General features: G+C 52.4%; 39 protein-coding genes and 1 pseudogene. 26 read left to right on the forward strand and 14 right to left on the reverse strand.

Translation table 11 applies throughout. The annotated features are described in order from the left end of the window. Positions 1-48 precede the first annotated feature (48 nt). On the forward strand, positions 49-264 hold the full coding sequence (locus tag OGV75_RS19255) for a zinc ribbon domain-containing protein (RefSeq protein WP_016157125.1): 216 nt from the start codon (positions 49-51) through the stop codon (positions 262-264). Here OGV75_RS19255 and xseA read toward each other — a convergent pair. Beyond that, positions 261-1,634, reverse strand: coding sequence for an exodeoxyribonuclease VII large subunit (gene xseA / locus OGV75_RS19260; protein ID WP_286481034.1), 1,374 nt, complete (start codon positions 1,632-1,634; stop codon positions 261-263). The genes OGV75_RS19255 and xseA overlap by 4 nt on opposite strands. Positions 1,635-1,794: 160 nt before the next feature. Between xseA and guaB the strand changes: the two genes are divergently transcribed. The 3 genes from guaB (at position 1,795) to OGV75_RS19275 (ending at position 6,348) form a co-directional block, all read left to right on the forward strand. After that, entirely contained in the window at positions 1,795-3,261 is a 1,467-nt protein-coding gene (gene guaB, locus OGV75_RS19265; protein WP_019077375.1) for an IMP dehydrogenase, read from the forward strand. Between the two features lie 63 nt (positions 3,262-3,324). Further along, positions 3,325-4,902 carry a glutamine-hydrolyzing GMP synthase gene (gene guaA, locus OGV75_RS19270; RefSeq protein ID WP_016153990.1) on the forward strand — a complete coding sequence of 526 codons (1,578 nt, stop codon included), beginning with the start codon at positions 3,325-3,327 and terminating at the stop codon, positions 4,900-4,902. Between the two features lie 192 nt (positions 4,903-5,094). Then, positions 5,095-6,348, forward strand: a complete 1,254-nt coding sequence (locus tag OGV75_RS19275) for a tyrosine-type recombinase/integrase (protein WP_286481035.1) — start codon at positions 5,095-5,097, stop codon at positions 6,346-6,348. Here the strand turns inward: OGV75_RS19275 and OGV75_RS19280 are convergent. The 11 genes from OGV75_RS19280 to OGV75_RS19330 all read right to left on the reverse strand — a co-directional run bounded on the left by OGV75_RS19280 (position 6,345) and on the right by OGV75_RS19330 (position 11,874). After that, positions 6,345-6,524 (reverse strand): hypothetical protein, encoded by a 180-nt coding sequence (locus tag OGV75_RS19280; protein ID WP_000177704.1) that lies wholly within the window; start codon positions 6,522-6,524, stop codon positions 6,345-6,347. The two genes, OGV75_RS19275 and OGV75_RS19280, sit on opposite strands and share 4 nt — an antisense overlap. Then, positions 6,521-7,168, reverse strand: coding sequence for an MT-A70 family methyltransferase (locus tag OGV75_RS19285; RefSeq protein WP_286481036.1), 648 nt, complete (start codon positions 7,166-7,168; stop codon positions 6,521-6,523). The genes OGV75_RS19280 and OGV75_RS19285 overlap by 4 nt, the downstream gene beginning before the upstream one ends. After that, complete coding sequence (locus OGV75_RS19290; RefSeq protein ID WP_286481037.1) at positions 7,165-7,815, reverse strand: hypothetical protein; 651 nt, start codon at positions 7,813-7,815, stop codon at positions 7,165-7,167. The genes OGV75_RS19285 and OGV75_RS19290 overlap by 4 nt, the downstream gene beginning before the upstream one ends. Then, complete coding sequence (locus OGV75_RS19295; protein ID WP_286481038.1) at positions 7,812-7,970, reverse strand: DUF1317 family protein; 159 nt, start codon at positions 7,968-7,970, stop codon at positions 7,812-7,814. Before OGV75_RS19295 ends, OGV75_RS19290 begins: the two co-directional genes overlap by 4 nt. After that, positions 7,963-8,262, reverse strand: coding sequence for a PerC family transcriptional regulator (locus OGV75_RS19300; protein WP_016046630.1), 300 nt, complete (start codon positions 8,260-8,262; stop codon positions 7,963-7,965). The genes OGV75_RS19295 and OGV75_RS19300 overlap by 8 nt, the downstream gene beginning before the upstream one ends. Positions 8,263-8,371: 109 nt before the next feature. Then, entirely contained in the window at positions 8,372-8,620 is a 249-nt protein-coding gene (locus tag OGV75_RS19305) for a helix-turn-helix transcriptional regulator (RefSeq protein WP_015971066.1), read from the reverse strand. Positions 8,621-8,668: 48 nt separating this feature from the next. Continuing rightward, entirely contained in the window at positions 8,669-9,691 is a 1,023-nt protein-coding gene (recT, locus tag OGV75_RS19310; protein WP_023972301.1) for a recombination protein RecT, read from the reverse strand. A gap of 9 nt (positions 9,692-9,700) precedes the next feature. Beyond that, positions 9,701-10,600: a YqaJ viral recombinase family nuclease gene (locus tag OGV75_RS19315; RefSeq protein WP_286481040.1), complete on the reverse strand. Its 900-nt coding sequence runs from the start codon at positions 10,598-10,600 to the stop codon at positions 9,701-9,703. Beyond that, entirely contained in the window at positions 10,597-10,899 is a 303-nt protein-coding gene (locus OGV75_RS19320) for a hypothetical protein (RefSeq protein WP_286481041.1), read from the reverse strand. The genes OGV75_RS19315 and OGV75_RS19320 overlap by 4 nt, the downstream gene beginning before the upstream one ends. Positions 10,900-10,903: 4 nt before the next feature. Continuing rightward, complete coding sequence (locus tag OGV75_RS19325) at positions 10,904-11,053, reverse strand: hypothetical protein (RefSeq protein ID WP_015971070.1); 150 nt, start codon at positions 11,051-11,053, stop codon at positions 10,904-10,906. 224 nt (positions 11,054-11,277) lie between these two features. Further along, positions 11,278-11,874, reverse strand: coding sequence for a helix-turn-helix domain-containing protein (locus OGV75_RS19330; protein ID WP_286481043.1), 597 nt, complete (start codon positions 11,872-11,874; stop codon positions 11,278-11,280). A gap of 155 nt (positions 11,875-12,029) precedes the next feature. On the opposite strand from OGV75_RS19330, the gene OGV75_RS19335 reads away from it, so the two are divergent. The 14 genes from OGV75_RS19335 to OGV75_RS19400 all read left to right on the forward strand — a co-directional run bounded on the left by OGV75_RS19335 (position 12,030) and on the right by OGV75_RS19400 (position 19,887). Continuing rightward, positions 12,030-12,263, forward strand: a complete 234-nt coding sequence (locus OGV75_RS19335) for a hypothetical protein (protein ID WP_001278768.1) — start codon at positions 12,030-12,032, stop codon at positions 12,261-12,263. Between the two features lie 147 nt (positions 12,264-12,410). Further along, positions 12,411-12,611: a hypothetical protein gene (locus OGV75_RS19340; RefSeq protein WP_052930708.1), complete on the forward strand. Its 201-nt coding sequence runs from the start codon at positions 12,411-12,413 to the stop codon at positions 12,609-12,611. Positions 12,612-12,626: 15 nt separating this feature from the next. Next, complete coding sequence (locus OGV75_RS19345; protein ID WP_286481045.1) at positions 12,627-13,397, forward strand: DnaT-like ssDNA-binding domain-containing protein; 771 nt, start codon at positions 12,627-12,629, stop codon at positions 13,395-13,397. Then, positions 13,394-14,179, forward strand: coding sequence for a replication protein P (locus OGV75_RS19350; RefSeq protein WP_286481226.1), 786 nt, complete (start codon positions 13,394-13,396; stop codon positions 14,177-14,179). Before OGV75_RS19345 ends, OGV75_RS19350 begins: the two co-directional genes overlap by 4 nt. Before the next feature lie 117 nt (positions 14,180-14,296). After that, positions 14,297-14,641 carry a DUF1064 domain-containing protein gene (locus tag OGV75_RS19355; RefSeq protein WP_286481046.1) on the forward strand — a complete coding sequence of 115 codons (345 nt, stop codon included), beginning with the start codon at positions 14,297-14,299 and terminating at the stop codon, positions 14,639-14,641. Positions 14,642-14,702: 61 nt separating this feature from the next. Further along, the gene (locus OGV75_RS19360) at positions 14,703-15,203 is read left to right on the forward strand and encodes a hypothetical protein (protein ID WP_286481047.1); all 501 of its coding nucleotides are present in this window, start codon (positions 14,703-14,705) and stop codon (positions 15,201-15,203) included. Further along, the gene (locus OGV75_RS19365; protein ID WP_286481048.1) at positions 15,200-15,586 is read left to right on the forward strand and encodes a hypothetical protein; all 387 of its coding nucleotides are present in this window, start codon (positions 15,200-15,202) and stop codon (positions 15,584-15,586) included. The genes OGV75_RS19360 and OGV75_RS19365 overlap by 4 nt, the downstream gene beginning before the upstream one ends. A 1-nt stretch (position 15,587) precedes the next feature. Next, positions 15,588-16,007 carry an HNH endonuclease gene (locus OGV75_RS19370; protein WP_001229302.1) on the forward strand — a complete coding sequence of 140 codons (420 nt, stop codon included), beginning with the start codon at positions 15,588-15,590 and terminating at the stop codon, positions 16,005-16,007. Then, positions 16,004-16,750: a hypothetical protein gene (locus OGV75_RS19375; RefSeq protein WP_286481049.1), complete on the forward strand. Its 747-nt coding sequence runs from the start codon at positions 16,004-16,006 to the stop codon at positions 16,748-16,750. Before OGV75_RS19370 ends, OGV75_RS19375 begins: the two co-directional genes overlap by 4 nt. Next, entirely contained in the window at positions 16,743-17,024 is a 282-nt protein-coding gene (locus tag OGV75_RS19380) for an ASCH domain-containing protein (protein WP_286481050.1), read from the forward strand. Before OGV75_RS19375 ends, OGV75_RS19380 begins: the two co-directional genes overlap by 8 nt. Further along, on the forward strand, positions 17,017-17,355 hold the full coding sequence (locus tag OGV75_RS19385; protein ID WP_286481051.1) for a hypothetical protein: 339 nt from the start codon (positions 17,017-17,019) through the stop codon (positions 17,353-17,355). Before OGV75_RS19380 ends, OGV75_RS19385 begins: the two co-directional genes overlap by 8 nt. Positions 17,356-17,432: 77 nt before the next feature. Then, positions 17,433-17,762 carry a hypothetical protein gene (locus tag OGV75_RS19390; protein ID WP_286481053.1) on the forward strand — a complete coding sequence of 110 codons (330 nt, stop codon included), beginning with the start codon at positions 17,433-17,435 and terminating at the stop codon, positions 17,760-17,762. A 56-nt stretch (positions 17,763-17,818) separates the two neighbouring features. After that, on the forward strand, positions 17,819-18,415 hold the full coding sequence (locus OGV75_RS19395; RefSeq protein WP_286481055.1) for a terminase small subunit: 597 nt from the start codon (positions 17,819-17,821) through the stop codon (positions 18,413-18,415). After that, positions 18,412-19,887: a terminase gene (locus OGV75_RS19400; protein ID WP_286481056.1), complete on the forward strand. Its 1,476-nt coding sequence runs from the start codon at positions 18,412-18,414 to the stop codon at positions 19,885-19,887. Before OGV75_RS19395 ends, OGV75_RS19400 begins: the two co-directional genes overlap by 4 nt. Positions 19,888-19,930: 43 nt before the next feature. Here OGV75_RS19400 and OGV75_RS19405 read toward each other — a convergent pair whose 3' ends face one another. Both OGV75_RS19405 and OGV75_RS19410 read right to left on the reverse strand, forming a co-directional pair. Then, positions 19,931-20,350: a hypothetical protein gene (locus OGV75_RS19405; protein ID WP_286481057.1), complete on the reverse strand. Its 420-nt coding sequence runs from the start codon at positions 20,348-20,350 to the stop codon at positions 19,931-19,933. 210 nt (positions 20,351-20,560) lie between these two features. Beyond that, a pseudogene (locus tag OGV75_RS19410) lies at positions 20,561-20,673 on the reverse strand. A gap of 362 nt (positions 20,674-21,035) precedes the next feature. Here OGV75_RS19410 and OGV75_RS19415 point away from each other — a divergent pair. Genes OGV75_RS19415 through OGV75_RS19450 form a run of 8 tightly spaced genes read left to right on the forward strand, consistent with a single transcriptional unit; the run spans position 21,036 to position 26,113 of the window. Then, positions 21,036-21,242 (forward strand): hypothetical protein, encoded by a 207-nt coding sequence (locus tag OGV75_RS19415; RefSeq protein WP_000334867.1) that lies wholly within the window; start codon positions 21,036-21,038, stop codon positions 21,240-21,242. Between the two features lie 14 nt (positions 21,243-21,256). Next, entirely contained in the window at positions 21,257-22,927 is a 1,671-nt protein-coding gene (locus tag OGV75_RS19420) for a portal protein (RefSeq protein WP_286481058.1), read from the forward strand. Further along, positions 22,924-23,223, forward strand: a complete 300-nt coding sequence (locus OGV75_RS19425) for a Bbp19 family protein (protein ID WP_286481059.1) — start codon at positions 22,924-22,926, stop codon at positions 23,221-23,223. Before OGV75_RS19420 ends, OGV75_RS19425 begins: the two co-directional genes overlap by 4 nt. Continuing rightward, a complete protein-coding gene (locus tag OGV75_RS19430) occupies positions 23,220-23,543 on the forward strand; it encodes a phenylalanyl-tRNA synthetase subunit beta (RefSeq protein ID WP_286481060.1) in 324 nt (107 codons plus the stop codon). Before OGV75_RS19425 ends, OGV75_RS19430 begins: the two co-directional genes overlap by 4 nt. A gap of 11 nt (positions 23,544-23,554) precedes the next feature. Then, complete coding sequence (locus OGV75_RS19435) at positions 23,555-24,262, forward strand: peptidase (RefSeq protein ID WP_286481061.1); 708 nt, start codon at positions 23,555-23,557, stop codon at positions 24,260-24,262. Between the two features lie 17 nt (positions 24,263-24,279). Continuing rightward, the gene (locus OGV75_RS19440) at positions 24,280-25,266 is read left to right on the forward strand and encodes a major capsid protein (RefSeq protein WP_286481062.1); all 987 of its coding nucleotides are present in this window, start codon (positions 24,280-24,282) and stop codon (positions 25,264-25,266) included. 51 nt (positions 25,267-25,317) lie between these two features. Further along, complete coding sequence (locus OGV75_RS19445) at positions 25,318-25,758, forward strand: Bbp16 family capsid cement protein (protein ID WP_286481063.1); 441 nt, start codon at positions 25,318-25,320, stop codon at positions 25,756-25,758. 10 nt (positions 25,759-25,768) lie between these two features. Then, a complete protein-coding gene (locus OGV75_RS19450; RefSeq protein ID WP_028120208.1) occupies positions 25,769-26,113 on the forward strand; it encodes a hypothetical protein in 345 nt (114 codons plus the stop codon). Positions 26,114-26,117 lie beyond the last annotated feature (4 nt).

Consider the following 26,117-nt stretch of genomic DNA (forward strand, 5'->3'; position numbering starts at 1 on the left):
CATCGTGTTAAACTCAGCGCAGTAATGGATCCCTGTACTGGAGTCGCTATGTCTATTATTTGCCCGGATTGTCATGCAGAGCTGGAGCCGCAAAACGGTATGGCGCACTGTGATAACTGTAATAAAGATATTCAGTTAGAAGCGCACTGCCCGGAGTGCAATCAGCCGCTGCAGGTGCTTAAAGCCTGTGGCGCGGTGGATTATTTCTGCCAGAACGGTCATGGCCTTATCTCGAAGAAACGCGTGGCGTTTGTGCCGCTTTAATCCTGTTTTTTCCTGCGTGTTTTCTTTGTCTTCGTGACAGCTCTCACTTCGCTTTCCACCCATCCGTCAGACAGGCGGGTGGTGAGCACATCACCTGCTGTAACCTGTTTAGTCTGTTTCAGCACTTCACCCTCTTTTGCGGTCGTCACGCTATAACCGCGGGCCAGCGTGGCCAGTGGGCTGACTGCCTCAAGATGGGTAATCGCGTTGCCAAAACGCTCGCGCTGTTCGCTTAAACGCGCACGGATATTTTCCGCCAGGCGGTATTCCAGTTGCTGAATGCGTGTTTGCGCACGGTAAATACGCGGCTGCGGGTTTTGCTGATTCAGACGCTGCAGCATGCGCTGCTGACGCTGATTTGCCTGTTTAATCTTATTCTCAAGTGCGAAGTTCATTCTCTGACGCAGTCGTTCCAGCACGGTCTGTTGACGGGCCAGACGCAGTTGCGGATGCTGCTGTTGCAAGCGGTGATGAAGCTGGGTAAATCGACGAGTACGATTGGCGAGGTAGTAGTCCATCGCCATCTCCAGACGCTGCTGACCATGCTGTATTTGACGCAGCAGTTCAAGCTGATTACGGCTGACAATTTCTGCCGCCGCCGACGGCGTAGGTGCCCGTAAATCTGCAATAAAATCGGCAATAGTGACATCGGTTTCATGGCCGACGGCGCTGACGACTGGAATGCGGCTGGCAAAGATCGCCCGTGCAACACGTTCGTCGTTAAAGCTCCACAAATCTTCCAGCGAGCCGCCGCCGCGCCCGACGATCAGCACATCGCACTCGCCCCGCGCGTTCGCCAGTTCAATGGCCCGAACGATCTGCCCTGGCGCATCATCACCCTGGACTGCGGTCGGGTAGATAATAACGGGCAGGGAAGGGTCGCGACGCTTCAGGACGTGGAGGATATCGTGCAGCGCGGCGCCGGTTTTAGAGGTGATTACCCCGACGCAGTGGGCCGGTGAAGGCAGCGTTTTTTTGAACTGCTGATCGAATAGCCCTTCAGCCTGCAGTTTGGCCTTGAGTTGCTCATATTTTTGCTGCAGCAATCCTTCGCCCGCTGGCTGCATGCTTTCAACAATTATCTGATAGTCGCCGCGCGGCTCGTACAATGTAATGTTGGCGCGTACCAGTACCTGCTGACCGTGCTGTGGTCGGAACGTTACACGGCGATTGCTGTTGCGAAACATCGCGCAGCGTACCTGAGCGGTGTCATCTTTGAGCGTGAAATACCAGTGACCGGAGGACGGCTGAGTGAAATTCGAAATTTCACCGCTGATCCACACTTGTCCCATTTCCTGCTCAAGCAGCAAACGAACCGTCTGATTCAGGCGGCTTACGGTAAAAATTGAGGTGGTCTGAGAGGATAACATGTGAGCGGGATCAAATTCTAAATCAGCAAGTTATTCAGTCGAAAGTAACATGCTCACAGAGGAGCGCAAGGTTTTTTTGCAAAAAAGTGTGGATGCAATCGGTTACGCTCTGTATAATGCCGCGGCAATATTTAATAACCTCCCAGGTGAGATATTGCCCATGCTACGTATCGCAAAAGAAGCCCTGACGTTTGACGACGTCCTCCTCGTTCCCGCTCATTCTACCGTTCTGCCGAATACTGCTGATCTCAGCACCCAGTTGACGAAAACCATTCGCCTGAACATTCCTATGCTCTCCGCAGCAATGGACACCGTGACGGAAGCGCGCCTGGCAATTGCCCTGGCTCAGGAAGGCGGCATCGGTTTTATCCACAAAAACATGTCTATTGAGCGCCAGGCGGAAGAAGTTCGTCGCGTGAAGAAACACGAATCTGGCGTCGTGACCGACCCACAAACCGTACTGCCAACCACCACTCTGCGCGAAGTAAAAGAACTGACCGAGCGTAACGGTTTCGCAGGCTACCCGGTAGTGACTGAAGATAACGAACTGGTCGGCATCATCACCGGTCGTGACGTACGGTTTGTGACTGATCTGAATCAGCCGGTTAGCGTCTACATGACGCCGAAAGAGCGTCTGGTGACCGTTCGTGAAGGCGAAGCACGCGATGTTGTCTTTGCCAAAATGCACGAAAAACGCGTCGAGAAAGCGCTGGTTGTTGACGACAGCTTCCATCTGCTCGGCATGATCACCGTTAAAGATTTCCAGAAAGCGGAACGTAAACCTAACGCTTGTAAAGACGAGCATGGTCGTCTGCGCGTAGGGGCTGCTGTAGGCGCAGGTGCGGGTAACGAAGAGCGTGTTGACGCGCTGGTTGCCGCTGGCGTGGATGTTCTGCTGATTGACTCCTCTCACGGACACTCAGAAGGCGTACTGCAGCGTATCCGTGAAACTCGTGCTAAATACCCGGATCTGCAGATCATCGGGGGGAACGTTGCGACTGGTGCAGGCGCTCGCGCGCTGGCGGAAGCCGGCTGCAGCGCTGTTAAAGTCGGTATCGGCCCAGGCTCCATCTGTACTACCCGTATCGTTACCGGCGTAGGTGTACCGCAGATCACCGCCGTTTCTGACGCCGTTGAAGCGCTGGAAGGCACTGGTATTCCGGTTATTGCCGATGGCGGTATTCGTTTTTCCGGCGACATCGCAAAAGCGATCGCTGCGGGTGCTTCTGCAGTGATGGTTGGCTCTATGCTGGCGGGGACTGAAGAATCTCCGGGCGAAATCGAACTGTATCAGGGCCGTTCTTACAAATCATACCGTGGTATGGGCTCTTTGGGCGCGATGTCCAAAGGTTCTTCCGACCGTTATTTCCAAAGCGATAACGCCGCTGACAAACTGGTCCCGGAAGGTATCGAAGGTCGCGTTGCGTATAAAGGTCGCCTGAAAGAGATCATTCACCAGCAGATGGGTGGCCTGCGCTCCTGTATGGGTCTGACCGGCTGTGGTACTATCGACGCGCTGCGAACAAAAGCAGAGTTTGTACGTATCAGCGGTGCGGGTATTCAGGAAAGTCACGTTCACGATGTGACCATCACCAAAGAGTCCCCTAACTACCGCATGGGCTCCTGATAAGTTTCCGCGCCCGGCTATATGCCGGGCGAATTTGTTTCACTTGCCTCGGAATTAGCGTCAATGACAGACAATATTCATAAACATCGCATTCTCATCCTTGATTTCGGATCTCAGTACACTCAGCTGGTTGCTCGTCGCGTACGTGAACTGGGCGTCTATTGTGAACTGTGGGCGTGGGATGTTACGGAAGCACAAATTCGCGAATTCAACCCAAGCGGTATCATTCTTTCCGGTGGTCCGGAAAGCACCACTGAAGAAAACAGCCCGCGTGCGCCGGAATACGTTTTCACTGCGGGCGTGCCTGTGTTCGGCGTGTGCTACGGCATGCAGACTATGGCAATGCAGCTCGGTGGTCATGTTGAAGGTTCTAACGAACGTGAATTCGGCTATGCGCAGGTTGAAGTTCAGACCGACAGCGCGCTGATCCGCGGTATTGAAGACTCTCTGACCGCAGACGGCAAACCACTGCTGGACGTGTGGATGAGCCACGGCGACAAAGTGACCGCTATTCCGGAAGGTTTCGTGACCGTTGCCAGCACCGACAACTGCCCGTTTGCCATCATGGCGCACGAGGAAAAACGTTTCTACGGTGTGCAGTTCCATCCGGAAGTTACCCACACCCGTCAGGGGATGCGCATGCTGGAGCGTTTTGTGCGCGACATCTGCCAGTGTGAAGCGCTGTGGACCCCGGCAAAAATTATCGATGACGCCGTTGCCCGCATTCGTGAGCAGGTTGGCACTGATAAAGTGATCCTCGGCCTCTCCGGCGGCGTTGACTCCTCCGTCACCGCGATGCTGCTGCACCGTGCGATTGGCAAAAACCTGACCTGTGTGTTCGTCGACAACGGTCTGCTGCGTCTCAACGAAGCTCAGCAGGTGATGGATATGTTCGGCGACCATTTCGGCCTGAACATCATTCATGTTGAAGGTGAAAAGCGTTTCCTGGACGCGCTGAAAGGCGAGAACGATCCGGAAGCTAAACGTAAAATCATCGGCCGCGTGTTCGTGGAAGTCTTCGACGAAGAAGCGCTGAAGCTGGAAGACGTTAAGTGGCTGGCGCAGGGAACCATCTATCCGGACGTGATCGAATCCGCGGCTTCTGCCACGGGTAAAGCGCACGTCATCAAATCTCACCACAACGTGGGCGGTTTGCCGAAAGAGATGAAGATGGGTCTGGTTGAACCGCTGCGTGAGCTGTTCAAAGACGAAGTGCGTAAGATTGGTCTGGAACTGGGTCTGCCGTACGACATGCTGTACCGTCACCCATTCCCGGGTCCGGGTCTGGGCGTACGCGTGCTGGGCGAAGTGAAGAAAGAGTACTGTGACCTGCTGCGCCGTGCGGATGCTATCTTCATTGAGGAACTGCACAACGCTGACTTGTACAACAAAGTGAGCCAGGCGTTCACCGTGTTCCTGCCAGTACGTTCCGTTGGCGTCATGGGCGATGGCCGTAAGTACGACTGGGTTGTTTCCCTGCGTGCTGTTGAAACCATCGACTTTATGACCGCGCACTGGGCGCACCTGCCGTATGACTTCTTAGGCCGCGTCTCTAACCGCATTATCAACGAAGTTAACGGTATTTCCCGCGTGGTGTATGACATCAGCGGTAAGCCGCCAGCTACGATTGAGTGGGAATGATGTACAGCTAACTCACAGCTAATCATTTCTATTCAGTTATGCAATCAACCCTCTGTTTTTACAGAGGGTTTTTCTTTATATCACATCATATCTATTCACTCTATCTCACTTTTTTCATCGGTACAGGTGACGGTATTACCTTAAAGGTATACTCTTCATACCGTCAAACCATGGATGCTTTACGGGTGAATTGTGCTTACTGATACCAAACTGAAAAACCTCAAGCCGCAGGACAAACTGTATAAGGTTTCGGATCGTGACGGGCTGTATGTTGCTGTGCTTACTTCCGGCTCTGTCTCTTTCCGGTACGACTACCGCATTAACGGGCGCCGGGAAACGCTGGTCATCGGTCAGTACGGTCGTGACGGTATCAGCCTGGCAGAAGCACGAGAAGAACTCATTGCTGCCAAAAAACTGTTAAAGGCAGGGCAGTCGCCAGCCGCGGCGAAACGTGACGGTATCAAAAAGATCCGTGGTGCTGAGACATTCGCGGTACATACCGACAGCTATATGAAGCACGTTATTCTGGCTGACAGTACCCGGGCGATGAAACAGGCCGTTATCGAACGCGACATCATGCCGGTGTTGGGTAACAAAATGATGGCTGAGATAACCACCGGCATGGTGCGTGACCTGTGCGATCGCATTGTTGAACGTGGCGGCCGGGCTACGGCAGTGCAAGCCAGAGAAATAATCAGCAGTGTATACCGTCACGCTAATGATCGCGGACATGGTCTGTTTAATCCTGCTGCTGATATCAAGCCTTCATCTATAGCCATGTTCAAGCCGCGCGACCGCACGCTGCAACCTGAAGAGATCGGCGTATTCTTCCGGGCGCTGGATAATATCGGGGCTATGGCCACAATGAAACTGGCATTAAAACTGGTGCTGCTTACCCTGGTTCGCAAAAGTGAGTTCACCCACGCCACATGGGAAGAGGTTGATTTCAAAAAATGGACGTGGACCATACCGTCAGACCGTATGAAGGGAAGCCGGGCGCACGTTATCTATCTGCCAAAGCAGGCGCAGGATCTCATTGTTGGCCTGCAGATGTGCGCTGGTGGAAGTGATTACCTTTTGCCCGGTCGCTATTCGGTTAGCAAGCCGTTATCCAATGGCGCACTGAACAGGCTGATCAATACCACCGTCGAAGCGGTAAGCAAGGCTGGCGGGAATCTTGATGAATTCTCTGTGCACGATCTTCGCCGCACAGCCAGCACGCTGTTGCATGAGGCTGGTTATCCATCTGACTGGATTGAAAAGGCGCTGGCGCATGAGCAAAAGGGAGTGCGTGCGGTATACAACAAAGCGGAGTACGCCAGGCAGCGCGCCTACATGTTGCAGCAGTGGGCGGATATGGTTGATTCATGGATTAACGGGGAGCACACCGATCTGGTTCCGTTCTCCCCTTCGAAGTTTGAGCGATGGATGAGTGAAGGTGATTAATTTCTGGATTGTATAAATTCTCGCTGTAGATCAACTGTCATTTGCAGTTCTTCGCATTTCTTGTGCAAGACACTGTTTTCAGTTTGCAACCAGTTAACTTGAGCACTTTTCTGCACAATCACAGCGCGTTGCTCTTCCAGTTGGCGGATTAACTCCGCCTCATTGAACATGGTCATGCTGCACGCTCCCGCCCCTGATTATCTGATGGTGATAGCGGGGCGTTTTTTAATGAATTCGCCATTCCTGCGATATCCATCGCATATCCAGGGTGCAGTTGCACCGCTGGACCGTCGCACTGATTGCCCCAAACATCAAAACCATGCGACGACTGGCGAGCGAACAACTCAATACGCGGTACATCGCCCAGCAGTTGCACCAGTTTCTCCCTGATCACGTCCGGCTTCCGCGAGTTCTCCATGCGCGGTGCCGTGACGTGCTGGCAGATAGAAGCATCCATGCGGGCAGGAAGTTTTCCGCGAACTGCAAACAGACAGTCTTCGCTGTTCGCCCTGGTCATGTGGCCCATTCCGATCGCGCTGTTGCCTTTGTGCTTGTTCGTCTTGTGCCAGGTGAACCCCTTCATTGTCATCAGCTTGAATCCCCACGCTTCGACCACTTTCAACGCCTCAACCGGCTGAGTCGGAACCCACCACATAGCCAGAAGGCAATCTTCGGCAGCCAGATCCCACACTGGCAGGCGGCAGATATCCAGCACGTTCATAACCGGATATTTGAACCCGGCGCCGCGCTCGCCGTCGGCTGCTTTGTCGCGATATGTCCAGGGAGGATCAGCATAAATAAGAGTGTATTTACCGTTCATGCCGCACCGCCTTCAATGCGCTTAAATTCGATTACCCAGACCCATGGATTGGCCTGCCAGTTCTCTTCTCCGTAGATTGATTCCCACAGGTACTTAAATGCGCCTGTTGCCGTTGGTCTTCCTGTCATATTGTGGTCAGCAATACAGTCGTAATTATCCTGGGACTCTTCCAATCTCTCGCGATCTATTCCCTCGCTTAACGCATCCTGCTCGCTAATGCTGTTCAACCGCTCTACCCGCACGTTGGTAATTTCCAGCAGAATTCGGCTTGCCCAGCGCGGCATGTGGATTGATGGGGTCCAGTGGATATTCTCGGCGGCAGGTACGTTTTCGTAGTGTGCCGGGACGTGATCCGGGTAGTTTGCGCGGTAAAGTTTTAACTCTGGCGCGCCAGCACCAGCTTCGGACCAAGTTTCCCGAACCCAAATGCGATCGCCGGGTTTACCAAACGGGCATTTAACATGAGCAAAATTGCGATTGGTTTCACGGTCATCGCTGCCAGAACCAAACACAGCGCCATTCCACGAAAAACCGGATCTCTCAGTCAGTTCTGGCTGCGGCTTCACCGGGCGGCGCGTCTGCGTCTTGCGGCCGGATAAAATCGCGTTCACCATTTCAGCGTTAAAAATCATTCCGCGCTCTTTCATGCCGCCACCTTCTTACTGTTCATCAGCTCAGCAATGCGCTGAGCCTTTAATGGGTTTTTGATAACCTTTCTTCCTGGCACAATCCATCCGCAACGAAGAGATGAATAAACCAGTGTGATACTTCCGACGCTGATATTGTCGTGCGGGTTAGTCATACACTACCCCGCGACATCCGATCCCTGCATATTCGCCACGGCGCAGGCCGTTACCTTTTGATATGCACTGATCACGGCGTATCGCTATTCTGGCGCGCTCCACTTCACCGACCGCTACATCCATACACAGCAACCATAGTCTGGCTGCAATGCGGTACTGGCCTTTCGATTCACGCTCAACAGCGCGCTTTTCTACCTCCATCGCTGCCGGAGTTACGGCGACAACCTTTGAAGCCTGACGCTGAGACACATAGTTCAGGTGATACTTTTCAAGACGGGTTAATTTGCTCATCGGATCCAGCCTTCTCTGAAAATTACCGCCAGCAGATACAGCCAGGCGGAAACGGCGGTCAGGAATAAGTACCATCCTGACCATTTTTCCCAGTGCCTGATCAGCGCTGTCATGCGGCGTTACTTACTGGGCGGTAAACACGCTGATCAACCGGCGGCTTTTTTCCTTGGAATTTTTCAGGACTTGCCGCTTTTCTTTCTTCCAGCCAGTGTTCAACTTCTTCCTGTGTCCATGCACAGCGTTTATCTGTGATGTACCAGCGCTTAGGGAATTCGCCCGCGCTTTCCAGCCTGTCGATAGTGCTCATTGATAATGGCACCACCGCCAGGAGTTCCTTCTTGCCTAATGCACCTTTCATAAATACCTCTCTTTGTTGCAGGTGTGGCGCCGCGGCGCCACGGTGGTGTTATTCGAATTCGGGACGCATATCGTTAAGCGTCGTCATGAATCCCTGGTGGTATTCGTCACCTAGCTTTTCAGCCATGGCGTTGATCTCTTCTTCGGCACGCTTAAACATCGCCTTGGCATCTGCTGCGGAAGAATCCAGGCTGTTCAGGATTGCGCTAACGTATTCCCGAGCTTCTTCGCGATCAGAGTCAGAAACTACCGCCAGGCTATGCTGCTCATCATCAACAACGGAATACTCACCGGTGATAACTGCTGCGTTATCTTGGCTCAGGCCGGCTTCCGCGCGTTCATCCATCACAACAGCTTTTTGCAGTTCGATAGAGACGGGCAGGTATTTGAACAGGCGGCGGATCACCGTCTTTTTTGCCATCTCATCGAAGTGGTCAACCCATGGTCCGCTACTTCCTGCTTTGCTCAGGGCGCGAACCTTTTCAACGTCTGCCCGGCTCATTACTTCGAACTGGACACCGCCATCTTTCAGTCGCGCAACTGCGTAAACATGAGTCAGTTCACCGCGGTCACCAGTTTCGCAGGGTGAGTGCTCGAGAGTTTCATCCAGGCCGTATGAGTAGCTGAATTTGTCGTTTGCATGGACGGTACGCGCTGAGATGCTCAGGATCTGCCCGGAGCGGCGGGCAAGGTCAATCATCCCGCGGTATCCGATAATCAGCTGCGCTTCTGTCGATACTGTTTCCCAGCGGCCATTAACTTTCTGGCGCTTGTCAAACGGTATCAGGTACGCGTGGCCAAGAGCGCCGCCCGGTTCCAGTCCAAGCTGAGCACATTGCATAATTGCCCCGAGAAAACTTGCTTGGTCACATGCTGCCAGTTTTGGAATCTTTCGGATCTCAGTGGTGGCGATGCGCGCCAGGCGGTCAGCGGTCATGTGTTTTGGAAGAGCCAGCGCCATCTGAGCCTTAATTTTTGGATCTGCGAGAAGTCCTGCCAGTGTGGTTGGTTTCTCGTTATGCTGTGCAACCTGATTTCCTGTCGCTGCTGCCTTAAGTGCGTTGGTAGACATTTTTTCTCCTTACTTCATTCTGAATACGCGTGATGTCGTTGATGTTTTGAATTTTTCGTACAGTTCAGGGTGCTCAACCTGGAATAAATTCTGGTCGAATCGATTGCTTACCTGAGATTTCCATGTGCAGATCGTCTTACCGTCCAGCGTCAGAATTGAGTGCTCCTGCATGTACAACTTCAACTTCTCTTCTGAAACGGCAATTTCTTCGCCCAGCGACTTGTAGCGTGATTTCATGTCGCGGAGGTCGTTGAACAGCGCTAGTGCCTTTCCATCAGCCTCTATGCTGGATCCGGCATCCTTCTCAAACATCAGAGAGATATCGCTTACGGTAGTGGCCTCAGGCGGGTTTAGGTTTTTCACCCGGTCCCAGAAAGCGACCTCTTTCTCCAGAATGGCCTGGATAGTTTCTTCGTCCCGCTCAACCCGATAGATACGGAAATCATCACCGCCAATCAGCACACCGAAGACGCATACCTGTTTATTGGTAACCATCAGGCCATGCATGGCCTGAGCCGTGTAATGAACTGGGATCGCATCTGTCTGAACTTCCCCCCATTCCTTAGCCTTGAACGGGCTAACCGTTTTTATCTCGATGTTTTCGCCGGTAGCCGTTTCTGCATCGATCTCTGCTGCGATAAAACCGTAGTCGCGGTGGATGTAACGGTTGCCACGATGAATAATTTCGAGGCCTGTCTCTTCAGAAAGAAGGTCGATAACGTATGGCTCCATACGTTGTCCACGCGTGAAAACTTTCTGCTTTGAATGATCTACTGGCTTGATGCGTGGCTGAACCTTATCCAGATAAACCTCAAGCGGAGTGCGCCACGGGCTAATCCCGAGAATACCGGCGACATCGCTGCCGCCGAGGTATTTGGTTCTGTCCATGTTTCCGGCGTTCTGCATCATGCCGCTGTCCTCGCGCTGTCGATTTTGTCAGCCATATCCATCCTGGCGATGATGCCGGTTAGCTCACGCTTGACTGACGACATCAGTTCTTCGAACTCGCAACTTTCTTTTGCCGCTTCCAGAATTTCACGTCGAACGCCAGCACGAAGAAGCGAACGATCGAACGTCTCATCCATGTCGGAGAGGCTGACTGCATCAATCAGCTCAACGTGGCGGTCATACAGTTCAGATGACAACTGATAGTCATTGCTGAACATGGCCGCGATATTGTTCAGATTGTTAATCTGTTGTGTGTTCACTTGCTCACCCCCATATCCCGTTATCGTTGGCGACTTCGTGCGCAACCTTGTTGGTAAATGCCCATTTCATGCCCTCACCCAGCGTGCGAAACTTCCAGCTCATCAGCCCGCAAGCTGTAACGCAGTACCAACCGTTAATGACTTTCCACTGCATATGAACCTCTCTATTACCATTTTGGTAATACTTGTAGATACAGGAAAGCCACGAAGTGGTGGTTTCTGCCTGAGCAATGCGCTCTTGTATTACCTTTTTGGTAATAATCAGATCAAAAAGTGATTGTGTCAATAGGTATGACGAGAAAAAATTACCATTTTGGTAATTGAGTGAGGCGTGAGCCTACCGCCATTGGGCTGGTAAAGCGTCAGAATGGCGGGGGATTACTTGCTTTTGTTCTGCTCAAACACGAAGTTGATGAATGAGGTGATCTTGTTTTTCTCTTCCTGTGGCAGAGCTGCATACATCCGGTGGTCATAGTCGATAACACCAGGTGCGCCGACGGGAATAATCATCTCGTATGCTTCATGCCCGAACGCGCGCGCCAGGGAGGAAAGAACGCCGATAGTTGTGCTGACTTCCGCTTTCATAATCCGGTTAACTGTGGCCGGGCCAATGCCAGCTGCAACAGCAACTTTCTTTTCGGATGTCATTTCACTGTTCTTTCTCATCCAGGCATTGAGCGTGGCGGCGGCCTGCTTCTCTACAGTCCATTCGCCATCTTCAGCGGACGGAATAAAGATATCAGCCTGTACTGCGTCCAGTTCGTGATCAACATCGAGCCAGAACTTTTCTTTGCGGGCTGCTTCTTCGATAATACGCGCGGCATTCGGTCCGATATTTTTGATACCAGTACACCATCTGTTTACCAGGTTCTGCGAACGCTTCACCCGTTCTGCAAAACGTAACTGGGTATCATCGAAATCCCTGCGAATGATTTCGTTAAGGTTTTTGCGTCTTATGTCATAAATACTTTTCATAGCTATTGTATTTGCCCATTTATTATTACCTAACCTTCTAAATTTAAATGAATATTACCATAAAGGTAAAGTTACCATAATGGTAATAATCATTGATTTTTTCACCAGAAAGGTAATAATTCAGATATGAATAGACAGGCTGAGATAAGCAAAATATGAGTGACGAAAAAAAATTTGATTTCAAAAAGCACTGGCTGGGGCTGTCTCCTGATGAGCGTGAAGCATTTGCAGTTGAAGCCGGTACCACCAGTCATTACATCCAGACGCACCTGACTGGACGCCGTAAGATGCCTGGTAAGCGTCTGATGGAAGGTCTTTTTAAAGCATGTCGCTCCCGTGAATGGACAAAGTCTAAACCTGAATTAGTGCTCTTCTTCTACGACCGATAATCCCTCTGAACCCATCAATGCCGTCATCCCCTGGCGGCTCCTTCCTGCATAAAACACCTTTCTGGTAATAAAAAACCATATACGGTTGATCTTTTTTTCTTCCTGCATCAAAATCATCGTAATAGTAAACGTTAATGAGGTTGTGCAATGGAGATTATTACTCGCCTTGACGCTGCAAAGGCAGGTCTTAAGCGTTATTACACCGGCAAACAGTGTAAGCATGGTCATGACAGTGAGCGCTACGTTTACAACGGGCACTGCGTTACGTGCGCAATCAACACAAGCCTGCGCCGCCAGGCAGAAATAAAGCAGCTCATGGCTGAAGCCAGCCTGCAACATTCAAGCTGACGATAGGTATTTACCATGAGCAGACACGCAACAGAGTGGGCATGGAAAACAAATCCAGGCAGCTCATCACTGAAACTCATCCTGCTCTCGATGGCTGATCGAGCCGATGAATATAACCTGTGTTATCCAAGCATCGAACGACTCGTTACTGATACAAGCCTGAATAAAAAAACTATTCAGGCAGGGCTGATTTCGCTCATCGGTATGGGGTTAATTTCAGATACAGGAGAAAGAAAAGGGGCAACAAGAAGGGTCCGGGTTTTCTCTTTAAACATACCCAAAAACGGTAATGTTACCAAAATTGGGAATATACCCAAAAACGGGAAGTTGAATGATCCCAAAAACGGGAAGTTGAATGATCCCAAAAACGGGATGCAGAACCTATCAGTTAACCAGTCATATAACCAAGAGAAGGAGAGGGGCGATAAAACTGGGGGGTTAGTGCCTCAGAGGACTGACGCCAACAACGCCGTGATTAACAACTTTGTCCCTCCTGGTGGACTGGGGCAATTCGGGAAATTTGTCATGCATGAGCACTGGTCACCATCGGATGATTTTCTCCGGGTGTCATCTCTGCAGGGTATTAACCTGGATTACCAGCCAACACCGCAGGAGCTTGCAGAGTTCAGGGTTTACTGGATGGCCGAGGGTAAGGCTTTCCACCATGCGCAATGGGAGCAAAAACTTGCCAGACGACTGCAAATCAGCAGACAGAACAAACTGACATCACCTGAAAACAACGTACCGCACTGGAACAGTCCAGAGGCGTGGGAGGATTTCCTGTGAATAACGTATTTACCGCCATCCAGAACCGAGACGGTGAGGCTATCGCTCACTTAACCGGTTCAGACCGTCAATATGCAGGTAGCGACAACGTTGTGAACATCACGGCAGAGCGCCTTGTGGATGCCCTTTTTAAACAGCTTAAGCAGCTATTCCCGGCAGCTGAGCAGACCAACCTGAAGACTCCGGCACAGGAGACAGCAGCAAAGCAGCAGTGGATCGCTGCATTTGCAGAGGGTGGAGTGCGTACCCGTGAGCAGGTATCTGCAGGAATGCGCCATGCCCGCGCCAGTGAATCACCGTTCTGGCCTTCGCCCGGGCAATTCATCAAGTGGTGCAAAGACAGCAAGATGGTGCTGGGGATCAGCATCGATGACGTGATGGGTGAGTTTCACCGCTACGCCAAAGAGAAAAGTCTCCAGCCTGGTGGGCCAGAGAGATTCCCGTGGCGCCACCCTGTCATGTACTGGATAGTTTGCGATACCCGCCGAGCGATGTACCAGCGCCAGCTGAGTGAGGCTGAAGTTGAGAAGCATGCTCGCAAGCTGCTGGATGAATGGTCGGCAAAAGTGGCATCCGGTCACCAGATTCCGGATCCAATACTCAGCATACAGGCCAAGCCAGAACCAATGAGCACACCACCGACAGTATCAGGTAACGCCTACCATCCACCAGGGCGAAGTTTTGGATGCATGCCGAACGCAGCCACCCTGGGAGGGATAACACCGGCGCAGTGGCTTATGGAGGAATACAGGCGAGGGAAGGAAGCAGGACTCATCAAGTAATACCGGCGCAGTAGCGCATTTTTTTACATCTATTGAATTACCAAAAAGGTAATAAAATATGCGCATTGCTATTGAAATTAACTCATTTGTGGTTTTAAATTACCTGAGAGGTAAATCATGAAAAGGCAGTTGCAGGCGCTCGGAAGGCTCAAGACAGGCCAGATGAATAAAACCGAATCGGCATACAGCCAGCACCTTGAGATGCGTAAGCACGCAGGGGAAATCGCCTGGTACCGGTTCGAAGGTATCAAGCTGCGCCTGGCTGATAACACGTTCTACACGCCGGACTTCGCAGTGATGCTAACCACCGGTGAGATGGAACTGCACGAGGTGAAAGGTTTCTGGACCGACGACGCCAGGGTGAAAACCAAAGTCGCAGCAGACCAGTACCCGTTTCGCATCATCGGGGTAACGGTTAAGCCAAAGAAATCGGGTGGCGGCTGGAGCATCGAAGAATTCTAAATCGATGATCCTTTTAGTTATCAACTTAATCAATAACTTATACGGGTAAGCGAGGGTAATAATGGGAAGCAATATCATTGAGTTAGCGAAGTTAGGACATGAGCGCGCTGCTGAACTGAAAGCATCATGCGGTGCTGTCGACGCGCGCAGTTTGGCGCAACTGATTAGCGATCTGGCGACGCAGCTTGAAGTGCAACTGGTGCTAGGTAACGCGCAGGCAGTACAGTTCGCTAACGCCGAGAGCAAGTGCAGGGAGCTGGCTGCGGAGAATGCGGGGCTGAAGGCTTTGGCAAGGGGTTGGGCCAATGCAACCGATGACCGCCTGTTTGAGGAGCATGGAGAGATTTTTCATGACTCTATCGACGCCTGTGAGGAAGAACTCAAAACAATCTGCCCAGCTACCGATGCTTTCCTGGCTGAAGTGCGGTATCAGGCGCGTACTGACTTCATCGGTCGCATAGAGTGGATTATTCGTAACGAATGTAATCCGGATAAAACAGAAGCAATCATCAGTGAGTTGCAGAAATTTTCTGACGAATTGAAGTTGGAGGCATCCCAATGACAGCACTCAACAAACAGGCGCTGCGTGAAGCGGCGCAGGAAGAAATCATGCTTCGCTCAGTCAGTGATACGTCCGACGCATGGCAGGATGAAGCTAGCCCAGAAGCTGTGCTTGCGCTGCTGGATGAGCTGGAGAAGGCGCAAGCGCAATCGTCCGCGTGGTGCGAAGCCTTCCATAAAGCCGTATCGGTTGGTGCTCGCTATGAGAAGCGCATAGCAGAACTGTCAGCGAGCCACAGCAAATTGCGTGACACAATGGCGACCATCCACAACACAATCCGAATGGATGGCGGCTATACGCCACTGGCAGCAATCCTTAACGCTGCTAAACGCGCATATGACGAATCAGCAATCGCCGCTGGCATTAGCGTGAAGGGGGAGTGAGATGGCACTGACGAAAAAACAACGAGCAGAGCTACGCATGAAGTTTGGCGGCCGCTGTGCTTATTGCGGATGCGAACTACCAGAGAAAGGCTGGCATGCTGACCATGTTGAGGCTGCATTGCGGAAGTGGGAATTCGGCGAACGCCAGACCAATGGAACCCGGCGTACTGTTGCAACGGGGGAATTCTGGCGACCTGAGAATGATGCTATCGAAAATCTGTTCCCTGCTTGTGCGCCGTGCAACCTGTTTAAAGCTACATTCAGCGTGGACTTGTTCCGGGAAGAAATTACGCGGCAGGCTGAACGTGCTCGCGCATATAGCGTCAACTTCCGCACCGCTGAACGATTTGGCCTGGTTGAAGTTGTCGAAAAGCCGGTTGTGTTCTGGTTTGAAAAATATCAAGAAGGAGCGTCAGCATGACAACTAACAACCACCCGGCGCACGGTCCTGTATCACTCCAACGCCTGCACCAGATAAGCGAAATACTCAGCAAAGCAGTAGCACAAAGCGACGGGGGTAATCTCGGCTACGCAATTGCTGATGCTGTGAAGGTGATTGCTGGGGTGCTGGAAATACCTGAAACGCTGCCATGCCCAGTATTTCTGGAACCCGGTCTTAAATTCGGTAAAGGCGTGCGCACTCAGTGCGTGCTGGACGCATTGCGACGCCGTTCTGACTATTACACTGAACTGGAATCCATGACGCCGGAACAGCGAGCAGAGCATGATGCCAATATCGCAGCATTCAAATCCATGTTGCCGAAGCCAGATATTGAAATGCTGTCCTCTGCACTGAGAAATGCACCTTTAGCGCCGTCAGATAGCCAGGGAAAGCCTAGAGAGCCGGTAGTGCCGGATGAATGCAAAGAATCTCCTACATACGTCAAAGCGCTGACGAAAGAAGGTGCATATATCTATGGATTTAACGCCTGCCGCGCCGCCATGCTTCAGGCTGGCAACTCCCCGGCAACTCCAGATTGTTGGTGTCGCACTTGCCGCCCTGTGACGATGAGTGACATGCGATTTGTCGTTTGCCCTGACTGCGGAAACAAGCGCTGTCCGCATGCCAATGACCACCAGAATGCATGCGCCAGAAGCAACGATCCGGGACAGATTGGTAGCGCATATCCAGCAGCACCACAGCAGGAGGTGAAGAATGGCTAACCTGCAACTGGCAGTTAACGGTGAATACTTCGACCAGATGAAGTCAGGAGAGAAAACGGAAGAGTATCGCCTGTGTAATGACTACTGGAATAAGCGAATTATGTTCCGCGAGTATGACCGCCTGATTATCACAAAGGGATATCCGAATCGCGACGACTTCAGTCGCAGAATTGACGTCCCGTATGACGGATACGAAATTAAGGTGATAACGCATCCTCACTTCGGTGACAAACCTGTGAAAGTGTTCGCTATCAAGGTGAATATCGATGCCTAAATCCGCAGCAGAACGCAAAGCCGCGCAGCGCGCACGCCAGGCGGAAGCTGGTGAACGCAAGCTGGAACTTGTTATCGACGAGCAGGAAATGGAGATGCTGGCGCGGAACTGCGCCGTTCGCCGCCCGGGCCGGGAGCCATACGAACTGAGCGAGTATATCGCGCTGCTGATCCGCCAGGATGATGCCCGGGTGCGTAACCGCATCAAAGCTATCAGCGCCAACCAGTGCGGGAAGTGCGGCGACGCGCTGCCGGTTAAGTCCTGCCCGTGCTCCGGTGATTCGGCGTGCTGGGTAACGCAGGGCTGGCATGAAACGAAACTTTCTGTGTGACAGGTCACGGCATATTGACTAAATCCTCACATGGTTATACTGTTTAAATGTACAGTATTTTTGTGTGAGGTTCCATTATGGGCTTTCCATCTCCGGCAAAAGACTACGCAGAAGCAACTCTAACCATTACCAGCCTTTGCGGCTACGACGGCAACTGCCGCACCATCGAGACGTCAGCTGGATACGCAATCATCAATGTTTCGCATAAACCACATCCGGGTGACACCGTGCTGATTTCATATTGCGGCCGCACGGAGTTCGCCATTGTGCAGGGCAAGGCGCTGATCACTCCTGATGGTGAAGCACTGGAAGGAGAAGCTCTGGACGACACGACAGTGCACGGCGTGGTGACCCACTTTCTGAACCGCGTGGACAATCAGCGGTCAGACCCGATACCAGTCATGTAACATCTGCGCGGGCGTGATAGTATTACCTTCATGGTAATAAAATTACTCAGGTGGTAATGATGCCCGCGACACCAAAAAACCACAAACGCAAATCAACGCAATATAAGCCTCTTACAGCGATGCAGGAGGCTTACTGCCAGTCCTACATTAAGTCACCTGAAAATCAGTCTCAGGCGGCGATTGACGCAGGATTTTCGCCTAATACGGCAGCCGTCAAAGCCAGCGTGATGATGCGGGATGAAAGAATCCAGAAACGAATCGCTGAACTGATGGAGGAGCGCAACAAGCGAAACCGTGTTAGCGCTGACTATGTCCTCATGCGCCTGGTGGAGATCGACCAGATGGATGTGCTGGATATCCTGAACGACGACGGCAGCCTGAAACCTATCCGCGAGTGGCCGAAAATCTGGCGTACCACGCTCAGTGGGTTCGACCTTTCCTCAACCATCATGAACATGAACGAGGATTCGATAGAGACCATCCTCAAAAAAATCAAATGGCCTGACAAGGTTAAGAATCTCGAGCTGATTGGTAAGCACGTCGACGTCAATGCGTTCAAAGAGCGCCTGGAGGTTTCCGGCACCGTAACCATCGCCGACCGCATGGCTGCCGCGCGCCGCCGCGTCAAAGAGCAGGCTGGTGGTGAAGAATGACAGCCGCAGCCATGTCGCCGGAAGAGCAGCTAGTAGAGGATATTGCCTCGTTTACGTATGACCCGCTGGGCTATGCGCTTTATGCATTTCCGTGGGGCGAGGAGGGGACAGAACTGGCGCACGCAGCTGGTCCAAGAAACTGGCAGCGCTGGATGCTCGATACGGTTGGTGAGCACCTTAGAAACCCAGACACCCGTCACCAGCCGCTGATGATTGCCGTTTCTTCAGGTCACGGCATAGGGAAAAGTGCGGGTATTTCCATGCTCCTGAACTGGGGTATGTCCACCTGTGAAGACTGCAAAGCAGTAGTGACTGCCAACACCGAAAATCAGCTTCGCACCAAGACATGGCCTGAAGTGATTAAGTGGGCAAACCTGTCCATCACGAAAGACTGGTTCTCTACTCCAGCAACAGCCATGTACAGCAATGACTCTGGTCATGACAAGCGCTGGCGCGCAGATGCTATCCCATGGTCTGAGCATAATACCGAGGCATTTGCCGGTCTGCACAACGAGCGTAAGCGGATCATCGTGGTATTCGATGAGGCGTCTAACATTGCTGACAAGGTTTGGGAGGTAGCTGAGGGGGCGCTGACGGACGAAGACACCGAAATCATCTGGGTAGCGTTCGGTAACCCGACGCGTAACACCGGGCGTTTCCGCGAATGCTTCCGCAAGTACAAACATCGCTGGGTTACGAAGCAGATCGACAGCCGGACCGTCGAAGGAACGAACAAAGAGCAGATCCAGAAATGGATTGAAGACCACGGCGAAGACAGCGACTTTGTAAAGGTCCGAGTGCGGGGGATCTTCCCTGATGCGTCAGAACTTCAGTTTATCCCAACCGGACTCACTGACGAGGCGATGAAACGCGTAGTGACCGCCGCGCAGGTTGCTCACGCACCGGTGATTATCGGTGTCGACCCAGCATATTCCGGCGTGGATGACGCAGTGATATATCTGCGGCAGGGGCTGCACAGCAAAGTACTCTGGACCGGAAACAAGACCACTGACGATCTGATTATGGCGAAGCGCATCGCCGACTTTGAGGACCAGTACCAGGCTGACGCGGTGTTCATCGACTTCGGTTACGGTACCGGGCTGAAATCCATCGGTGACGGCTGGGGCCGGACGTGGCAGCTAATTCCGTTTGGCGGAGGCTCGACCGATCCGCAGATGCTCAACAAGCGCGGCGAGATGTTCAACAGCTGCAAGACGTGGCTGAAACTTGGCGGAATGCTGGATGACCAGGAGACGGCTGATGACCTGTCGGCAGCAGAGTACAAAGTCAGGGTTGACGGCAAGATCGTCATTGAGCCGAAGGAAGATATCAAAGACCGGTTAGGGCGCTCGCCTGGCAAGGGTGACGCGCTGCTGCTGACCTTTGCTTTCCCGGTGTCGAAGCGCATAAATATACCAGGACAGCAAAGCCAGCAGGGTAAGGCTCTCACAGAGTACGATCCCTATGCATGAAAAAGCCCGCCGATGCGCGGGCTGATTGTGACATGTCACGGCGTTACTTAATGGCATCAAATCCAGCGTTGATGGCTTCCGCAATATTGGTGGCATTTTTTTTATCGAATTGTCCATTCTGAATAAGCGCCGCATGCAGGCATTGTAACTTCATGTTGTATAAGTGTTCGCTGATGTAATCATCATCACTTTTTTCTTTAGCGTAAGCAGCGCGAGAAATATCAAACACATTGCCTTTTTCCATTTCAGAACGTTGTGCCGCCATCCATTCATGGACCGTAACGCTAGTGCCATGGTCTTCGCTAAGAGTTAACCCGGCCAGTTTCTCACCCTGAATTACTTCGTAATGCATTTCATTGCCAGCAAAAACGCCATAAAAAATACAGTCGTTAGCCTGAACGATACGGGAATATTTTAATGGCCATTCATTTAGATACTTAGCCAACATATCAACTGTTTTCATAATCTCACCTTAAAAAAATGCCCACCGAAGTGGGCGAACTGGAAGCAAGGGCGCCTTCCATGGCTTACGGGTTTACAGCGCAACGTCATCGCAATGGCGTTCTGCTGTAAAAAGGGCGGTGGCCAGTCCATCATGGAAGAAACTGCCATCGCCAAACATCACACAGCTATCGTTACTGGTACTACGGGCATCACGATCCTAAGGCGTGATTGGGTTGTGGTGCAGGATTCGAACCTGCGCGGCGATCCTTTCGGAACCCATTTCCCGCCCATGCAGCAATGGCAAGCATGGATGGAGCTCTAACCTATCTGAGCTAACCACAACGAAGAGAGCACTGCGCCTGTATCGGTTAGCGTCACGGGTTTAACCGGTCACCCCAATGCTCTCATCGTTGCATCCTCGTCTCTTCCGAGGTGTCACACCGTATCGCCACGATGGTGAGTCGTATGTCCGTGCATACCGATCACTGGCTTGCACATTCCGGCTACCCGGCTGGGGAAGTAGCATCAAGGGAACCCATCCGGACCGCTGCGGCACATGTGCCATATGCCGTACATCCACTGCGTCACATCAACATCAATTACCTAAAAGGTAATATCTGATGTTATAGGTGTCAATAGCCTACGCTAAATAAATCATATGTGGTTAAATTGGTAATAATTTAATTGCGTACGGAGCTATTGCTATGTGTATCGGCAGCAAGCCATCAGTGCCAGCAGCACCAGAAGTACAGGCCGCGCCACAGGAGCAGGATGCAGCAGTTGTCAGTTCTCGTGATGACGAAGAGCGCCGCCGCCGTGCAGCTGCTGGTCGCAGTTCTACTCTGCTGACTGGTGCGCAGGGCGACACCTCAACCGCAAACACCAGCGGTAAAACGCTGCTCGGTCAGTAACGGAGTAGGCAGAGATGGCGGAAACCGAAAAAGAGCGTCTGCTGAAGCAGCTAGCACAGCTGAAGAGTGAGCGCACATCGTTCGAGTCGCACTGGCGCGACCTGAGTGATTTCATCAATCCGCGCGGTTCTCGCTTTCTGACGTCTGATGTAAACCGTGATGATCGTCGTAACACCAAGATTGTTGATCCTACTGGCTCAATGGCTCAGCGCATTCTGTCCAGCGGCATGATGTCAGGCATCACCAGTCCGGCCCGTCCGTGGTTCAAGCTGGCAACGCCTGACCCTGACATGATGGACTACGGCCCGGTGAAAATCTGGCTGGAAGTCGTGCAGCGCCGCATGAACGAAGTGTTCAACAAATCGAATCTGTATCAGTCACTGCCTGTAATGTACGCAAGCCTGGGTACTTTCGGCACCGGTGCTATGGCTGTTCTGGAAGATGACCAGGACGTGATTCGCACAATGCCTTTCCCTATTGGCAGTTACTACCTGGCTAACAGTCCGCGCGGCAGTGTCGATACCTGCATTCGCCAGTTCTCCATGACCGTGCGCCAGATGGTGCAGGAATTCGGTCTGGATAACGTCAGCACGTCCGTAAAAGGCATGTGGGAAAACGGCACGTATGAAACATGGGTGGAGGTTAACCACTGCATCACGCCTAACGTCAACCGCGACAGCGGGAAGATGGACAGCAAGAACAAGCCGTTTCGCTCAGTGTACTTTGAGACTGGCGGCGACTCCGACAAGCTGCTGCGTGAGTCAGGCTTCGATGAATTCCCTATCCTGGCTCCGCGCTGGGAAGTGAACGGTGAGGATGTTTACGCCTCATCTTGCCCAGGTATGCTGGCACTCGGTCAGGTTAAAGCCCTTCAGGTTGAGCAGAAGCGTAAAGCTCAGCTCATCGATAAAGCTACTAACCCGCCTATGGTTGCACCTACCTCGCTAAAAACACAGCGTGTTTCCCTGCTGCCTGGTGATGTGACGTACCTCGATGTGTTGAGCGGTCAGGACGGTTTCAAGCCTGCATACCTGGTCAACCCGAATACCGCCGACCTGCTTGCTGACATTCAGGACACCCGCCAGACCATCAACAGCGCCTACTTCGTAGATCTCTTCATGATGCTGCAGAACATCAACACCCGCTCTATGCCGGTGGAAGCGGTGATCGAGATGAAGGAAGAGAAGCTGTTGATGCTTGGCCCGGTGCTGGAGCGCCTGAACGACGAAGCACTTAACCCGCTTATTGACCGCGTGTTCTCCATCATGGCGCGCAAGAACATGCTGCCAGAACCGCCTGACGTTATGCAGGGTATGCCGCTGCGTATCGAATACATATCCGTGATGGCGCAGGCACAGAAGTCTATCGGCCTCACCAGCCTATCGCAGACCGTTGGTTTCATCGGTCAACTGGCACAGTTCAAACCTGAAGCACTCGACAAGCTCGATGTTGATGAGGCTATCGACGCGTTCTCCGAAATGTCAGGCGTATCACCTACCGTCATCGTTCCGCAGGAGCAGGTGCAGGGTATTCGTGAAGAGCGCGCCAAACAGGCACAAGCCGCACAGGCAATGGCAATGGGGCAGGCCGCAGCGCAGGGAGCCAAGACTCTCAGCGAAACGCAGACAACTGACCCTAGCGCATTAACCGCTATCGCTAATGCAGCAGGAGCACCGCAGCAATGACTGATATCGACGACGAAGGCCGCAAAGCAGAGCTTGACGCCAAACAGCAACTTCTGGCGCAGCGCGATATCGACGACATCCAGTTCGTTATGGGTAGCGAGCAGGGCCGCCGCGTGATCTGGTCACTGCTTGAGAAAGGTCAGGTATTTGGAGCTTGCTTCAACGTAGATCCGCAAATCACAGCATTCAACGAAGGGCAGCGCAACCTGGCTCTGGTTCTGTTTCAGCGCGTCATGGCGCACTGCCCCGATCAGTATCTGAAGATGGCAGCAGAGGCCGGAGAGGACAATTTATGACACAGGTACAAACCCAGCGCGTCGTGCGCCTCGATGGTTCCAGCCAGTTAGTTGAGGTTCCGGATCCTGCTCCGGCAGTAATTGGCGCTCCAACCACAACTGATTACGGCGGCGTAAAACTGGGCGCGACAATAGCGGCGCCAGCAGCCATGACTGCAACAGCGGACACAGCCTCTTCGGCGTCTGATGTTGCTGGTCTTCTCGCAGACCACAACGACCTGGTTTCCAAATACAACGCGCTGCTGACTGACACCACGGCAATGCGCACCACTCTTGCCGCTGTTCTGGCTCAACTGAAAGCCAAAACGATCCCGGTTTAAGGAGATAACTAATGAATTTTTTTGAACGTCTTTTGCATCGTCGCCTTTGCAACGAACAACCTGCTGATGGTGGCGCTGCTCCTGCTGCATCTGAACCAGCAGCATCAACTGGTGATAATCCGGCGCCCGCTGGCGATCCGGCTAAATCAGAAGGCGATAAGCCACAACCTGGTGCTGAAGGCGACAAGCCTCAGGAAGAAAAACCTGCTGATGGTGATAAGCCAGAAGAGGAAAAGCCTGGCGAAGAAAAAGAGCAGAAGCAGGAAGGCGCGCCGGAGAAATACGATTTCAAACCAGCTGAAGGCCAGGAACTTGATGCTGCAGCTCTGGAGCAGTTCGAGCCTATCGCCCGTGAACTGAACCTGACCAATGAGCAGGCGCAGAAGATGGTCGATCTGTACGGCACCAAGATCATGCCAATGGTCCAGCAGCAGCAGGCGGAAGCCTGGCAGAAGACCACCGAGCAGTGGGCTGCTGATGTTAAAGCAGACAAGGAGATCGGTGGCGACAAGCTCACCGGTAACCTGAGCGCTGCACAGCGTGCTCTTGCTCAGTTCGGTACGCCTGAGTTGAAAGAATATCTGGAAGGCACTGGCCTGGGTAACCACCCTGAACTGGTGAAGGCCTTCATCAAAATCGGTAAAGCCATGTCAGAAGACGGCATGGTCGATGGCAGTAATCAAGGCCAGCGTAGTGCGGCCGAAGTGCTTTATGGCTAATAAGAGAGGATATAACCATGGCTGTTAAAGGCGTAAATGCGCTGACGCTGGCTGACTGGGCTAAGCGTACTGATCCAAACGGGAAGGTCGATAAGATCGTCGAACTCCTTTCCCAAACCAACGAAATCCTGACGGACATGATGTTCGTTGAGGGTAACCTGCCAACCGGACACCGCACTACCGTGCGCTCTGGTTTGCCATCTGCTACCTGGCGTTTGCTTAACTACGGCGTGCAGCCAAGCAAATCAACTACAGTACAGGTAACCGACTCCTGCGGGATGCTGGAAACTTATGCCGAAGTTGACAAGTCACTGGCAGATTTGAACGGCAACACCCCTGAATTCCGTCTTTCTGAAGACCGTGCATTCATCGAAGGAATGAACCAGCAGATGGCTCAGACGCTGTTCTATGGCGATACCAGCGTTAACCCTCAGCAGTTCATGGGCCTGTCTTCTCGTTATTCCAGCAAATCTGCAGGTAACGGTCAGAACATTATCGATGCTGGCGGTACCGGCACTGATAACACTTCTATCTGGCTGGTGGTATGGGGTGAAAACACCGTTCACGGTATTTTCCCTAAAGGCCAGAAGGCAGGATTGCAGACTCAGAACCTGGGCGAACAGACTCTTACTGATTCTGCTGGTGGTAAATATCAGGGATATCGCACCCACTACAAGTGGGATAACGGTCTGGCCCTGCGCGACTGGCGTTACGTTGTTCGCATTGCCAACATCGATGTTAGCGATCTGTCTGTTCCGGCTTCTGCTGCAAACATCGTCACTATGATGGTTAAAGCGCTTCACCGTGTACCTAACCTGAAGATGGGCCGCGCGGCTTTCTACATGAACCGCACCGTTGCCCAGGCGCTCGATCTGCAATCTCTGGATAAAGCTTCTCTGGCCCTGTCCGTCAAAGAGACTGAGGGCGAATGGTGGACCACTTTCCGTGGCATCCCAATCCGTGAAACCGATGCGATTCTGGAAACAGAAGCGCGCGTTGTTTAACGCCTGTCATTAACTAATGGGCCTTAACCGGCCCATGAATGGAGAAAGAAAATGATCCTCGACAAACTGTTGATGTTCTCCGAGAAGCAGGCGGTTACAGCTTCTGCTTCTTCTACGGATGTGATTGACCTTGGACCTATCGACGGCACCCGCCGCGATATCGGTGTGGGTTATCCGCTGGAGTTCTGGGCAACCGTTGACACCACAGCGACCGCTGCCGGTGCTGCGACTCTTAACGTTCAACTACAGACCAGCCCGGACAACTCCACATGGACCACTATCTACGATAGCGGTGCTTTGGCACTCGCTGCGTTGACTGCTGGCAAGCGCCTGTTCTCTGCGAAGGTTCCTGCTGGTGTTCAGCGCTATCTGCGCGTGAACTACACGGTAGGTACTGGCCCACTGACGGCTGGCGCGTTCACCTCGGGAATTAACCTGGATGTTGATAACAACAGCCCGTACTACCCGATTCGTTCAAAAGTGACTGGCTAAGGGGATATCGATGTCAGGTGAAAAAGCAAGATACCGAGTCCTGCGTTTATCACACATTCATAACAACCTATGGCCTGAAGGCTCTGAAGTTGAGTATGACGGTGAGCCGGGCACGGCGCTGGAGCCGCTGAACGATGCTGCACGTGCAGCAAAGGCTAAAGCAAAGCACAAAGGAGAACCAACGGTTGTCGTTGCTGAGCATGAGCCGCTGAACGATGCGGATAGCGCTGATGATGGTCTGGATAAACTCCGCGAAGAGTATGAGTTCCTATTCAACGAGAAACCGCATCACAACGCCAAAGCCGAAACGCTCCGCGAGAAGATCGCAGATAAGCGTAAAGAACTTGGCGTTTAAGCCT

The sequence above is a fragment of the Citrobacter sp. Cb028 genome (assembly GCF_030336705.1).
Lineage (GTDB): Bacteria > Pseudomonadota > Gammaproteobacteria > Enterobacterales > Enterobacteriaceae > Citrobacter > Citrobacter braakii.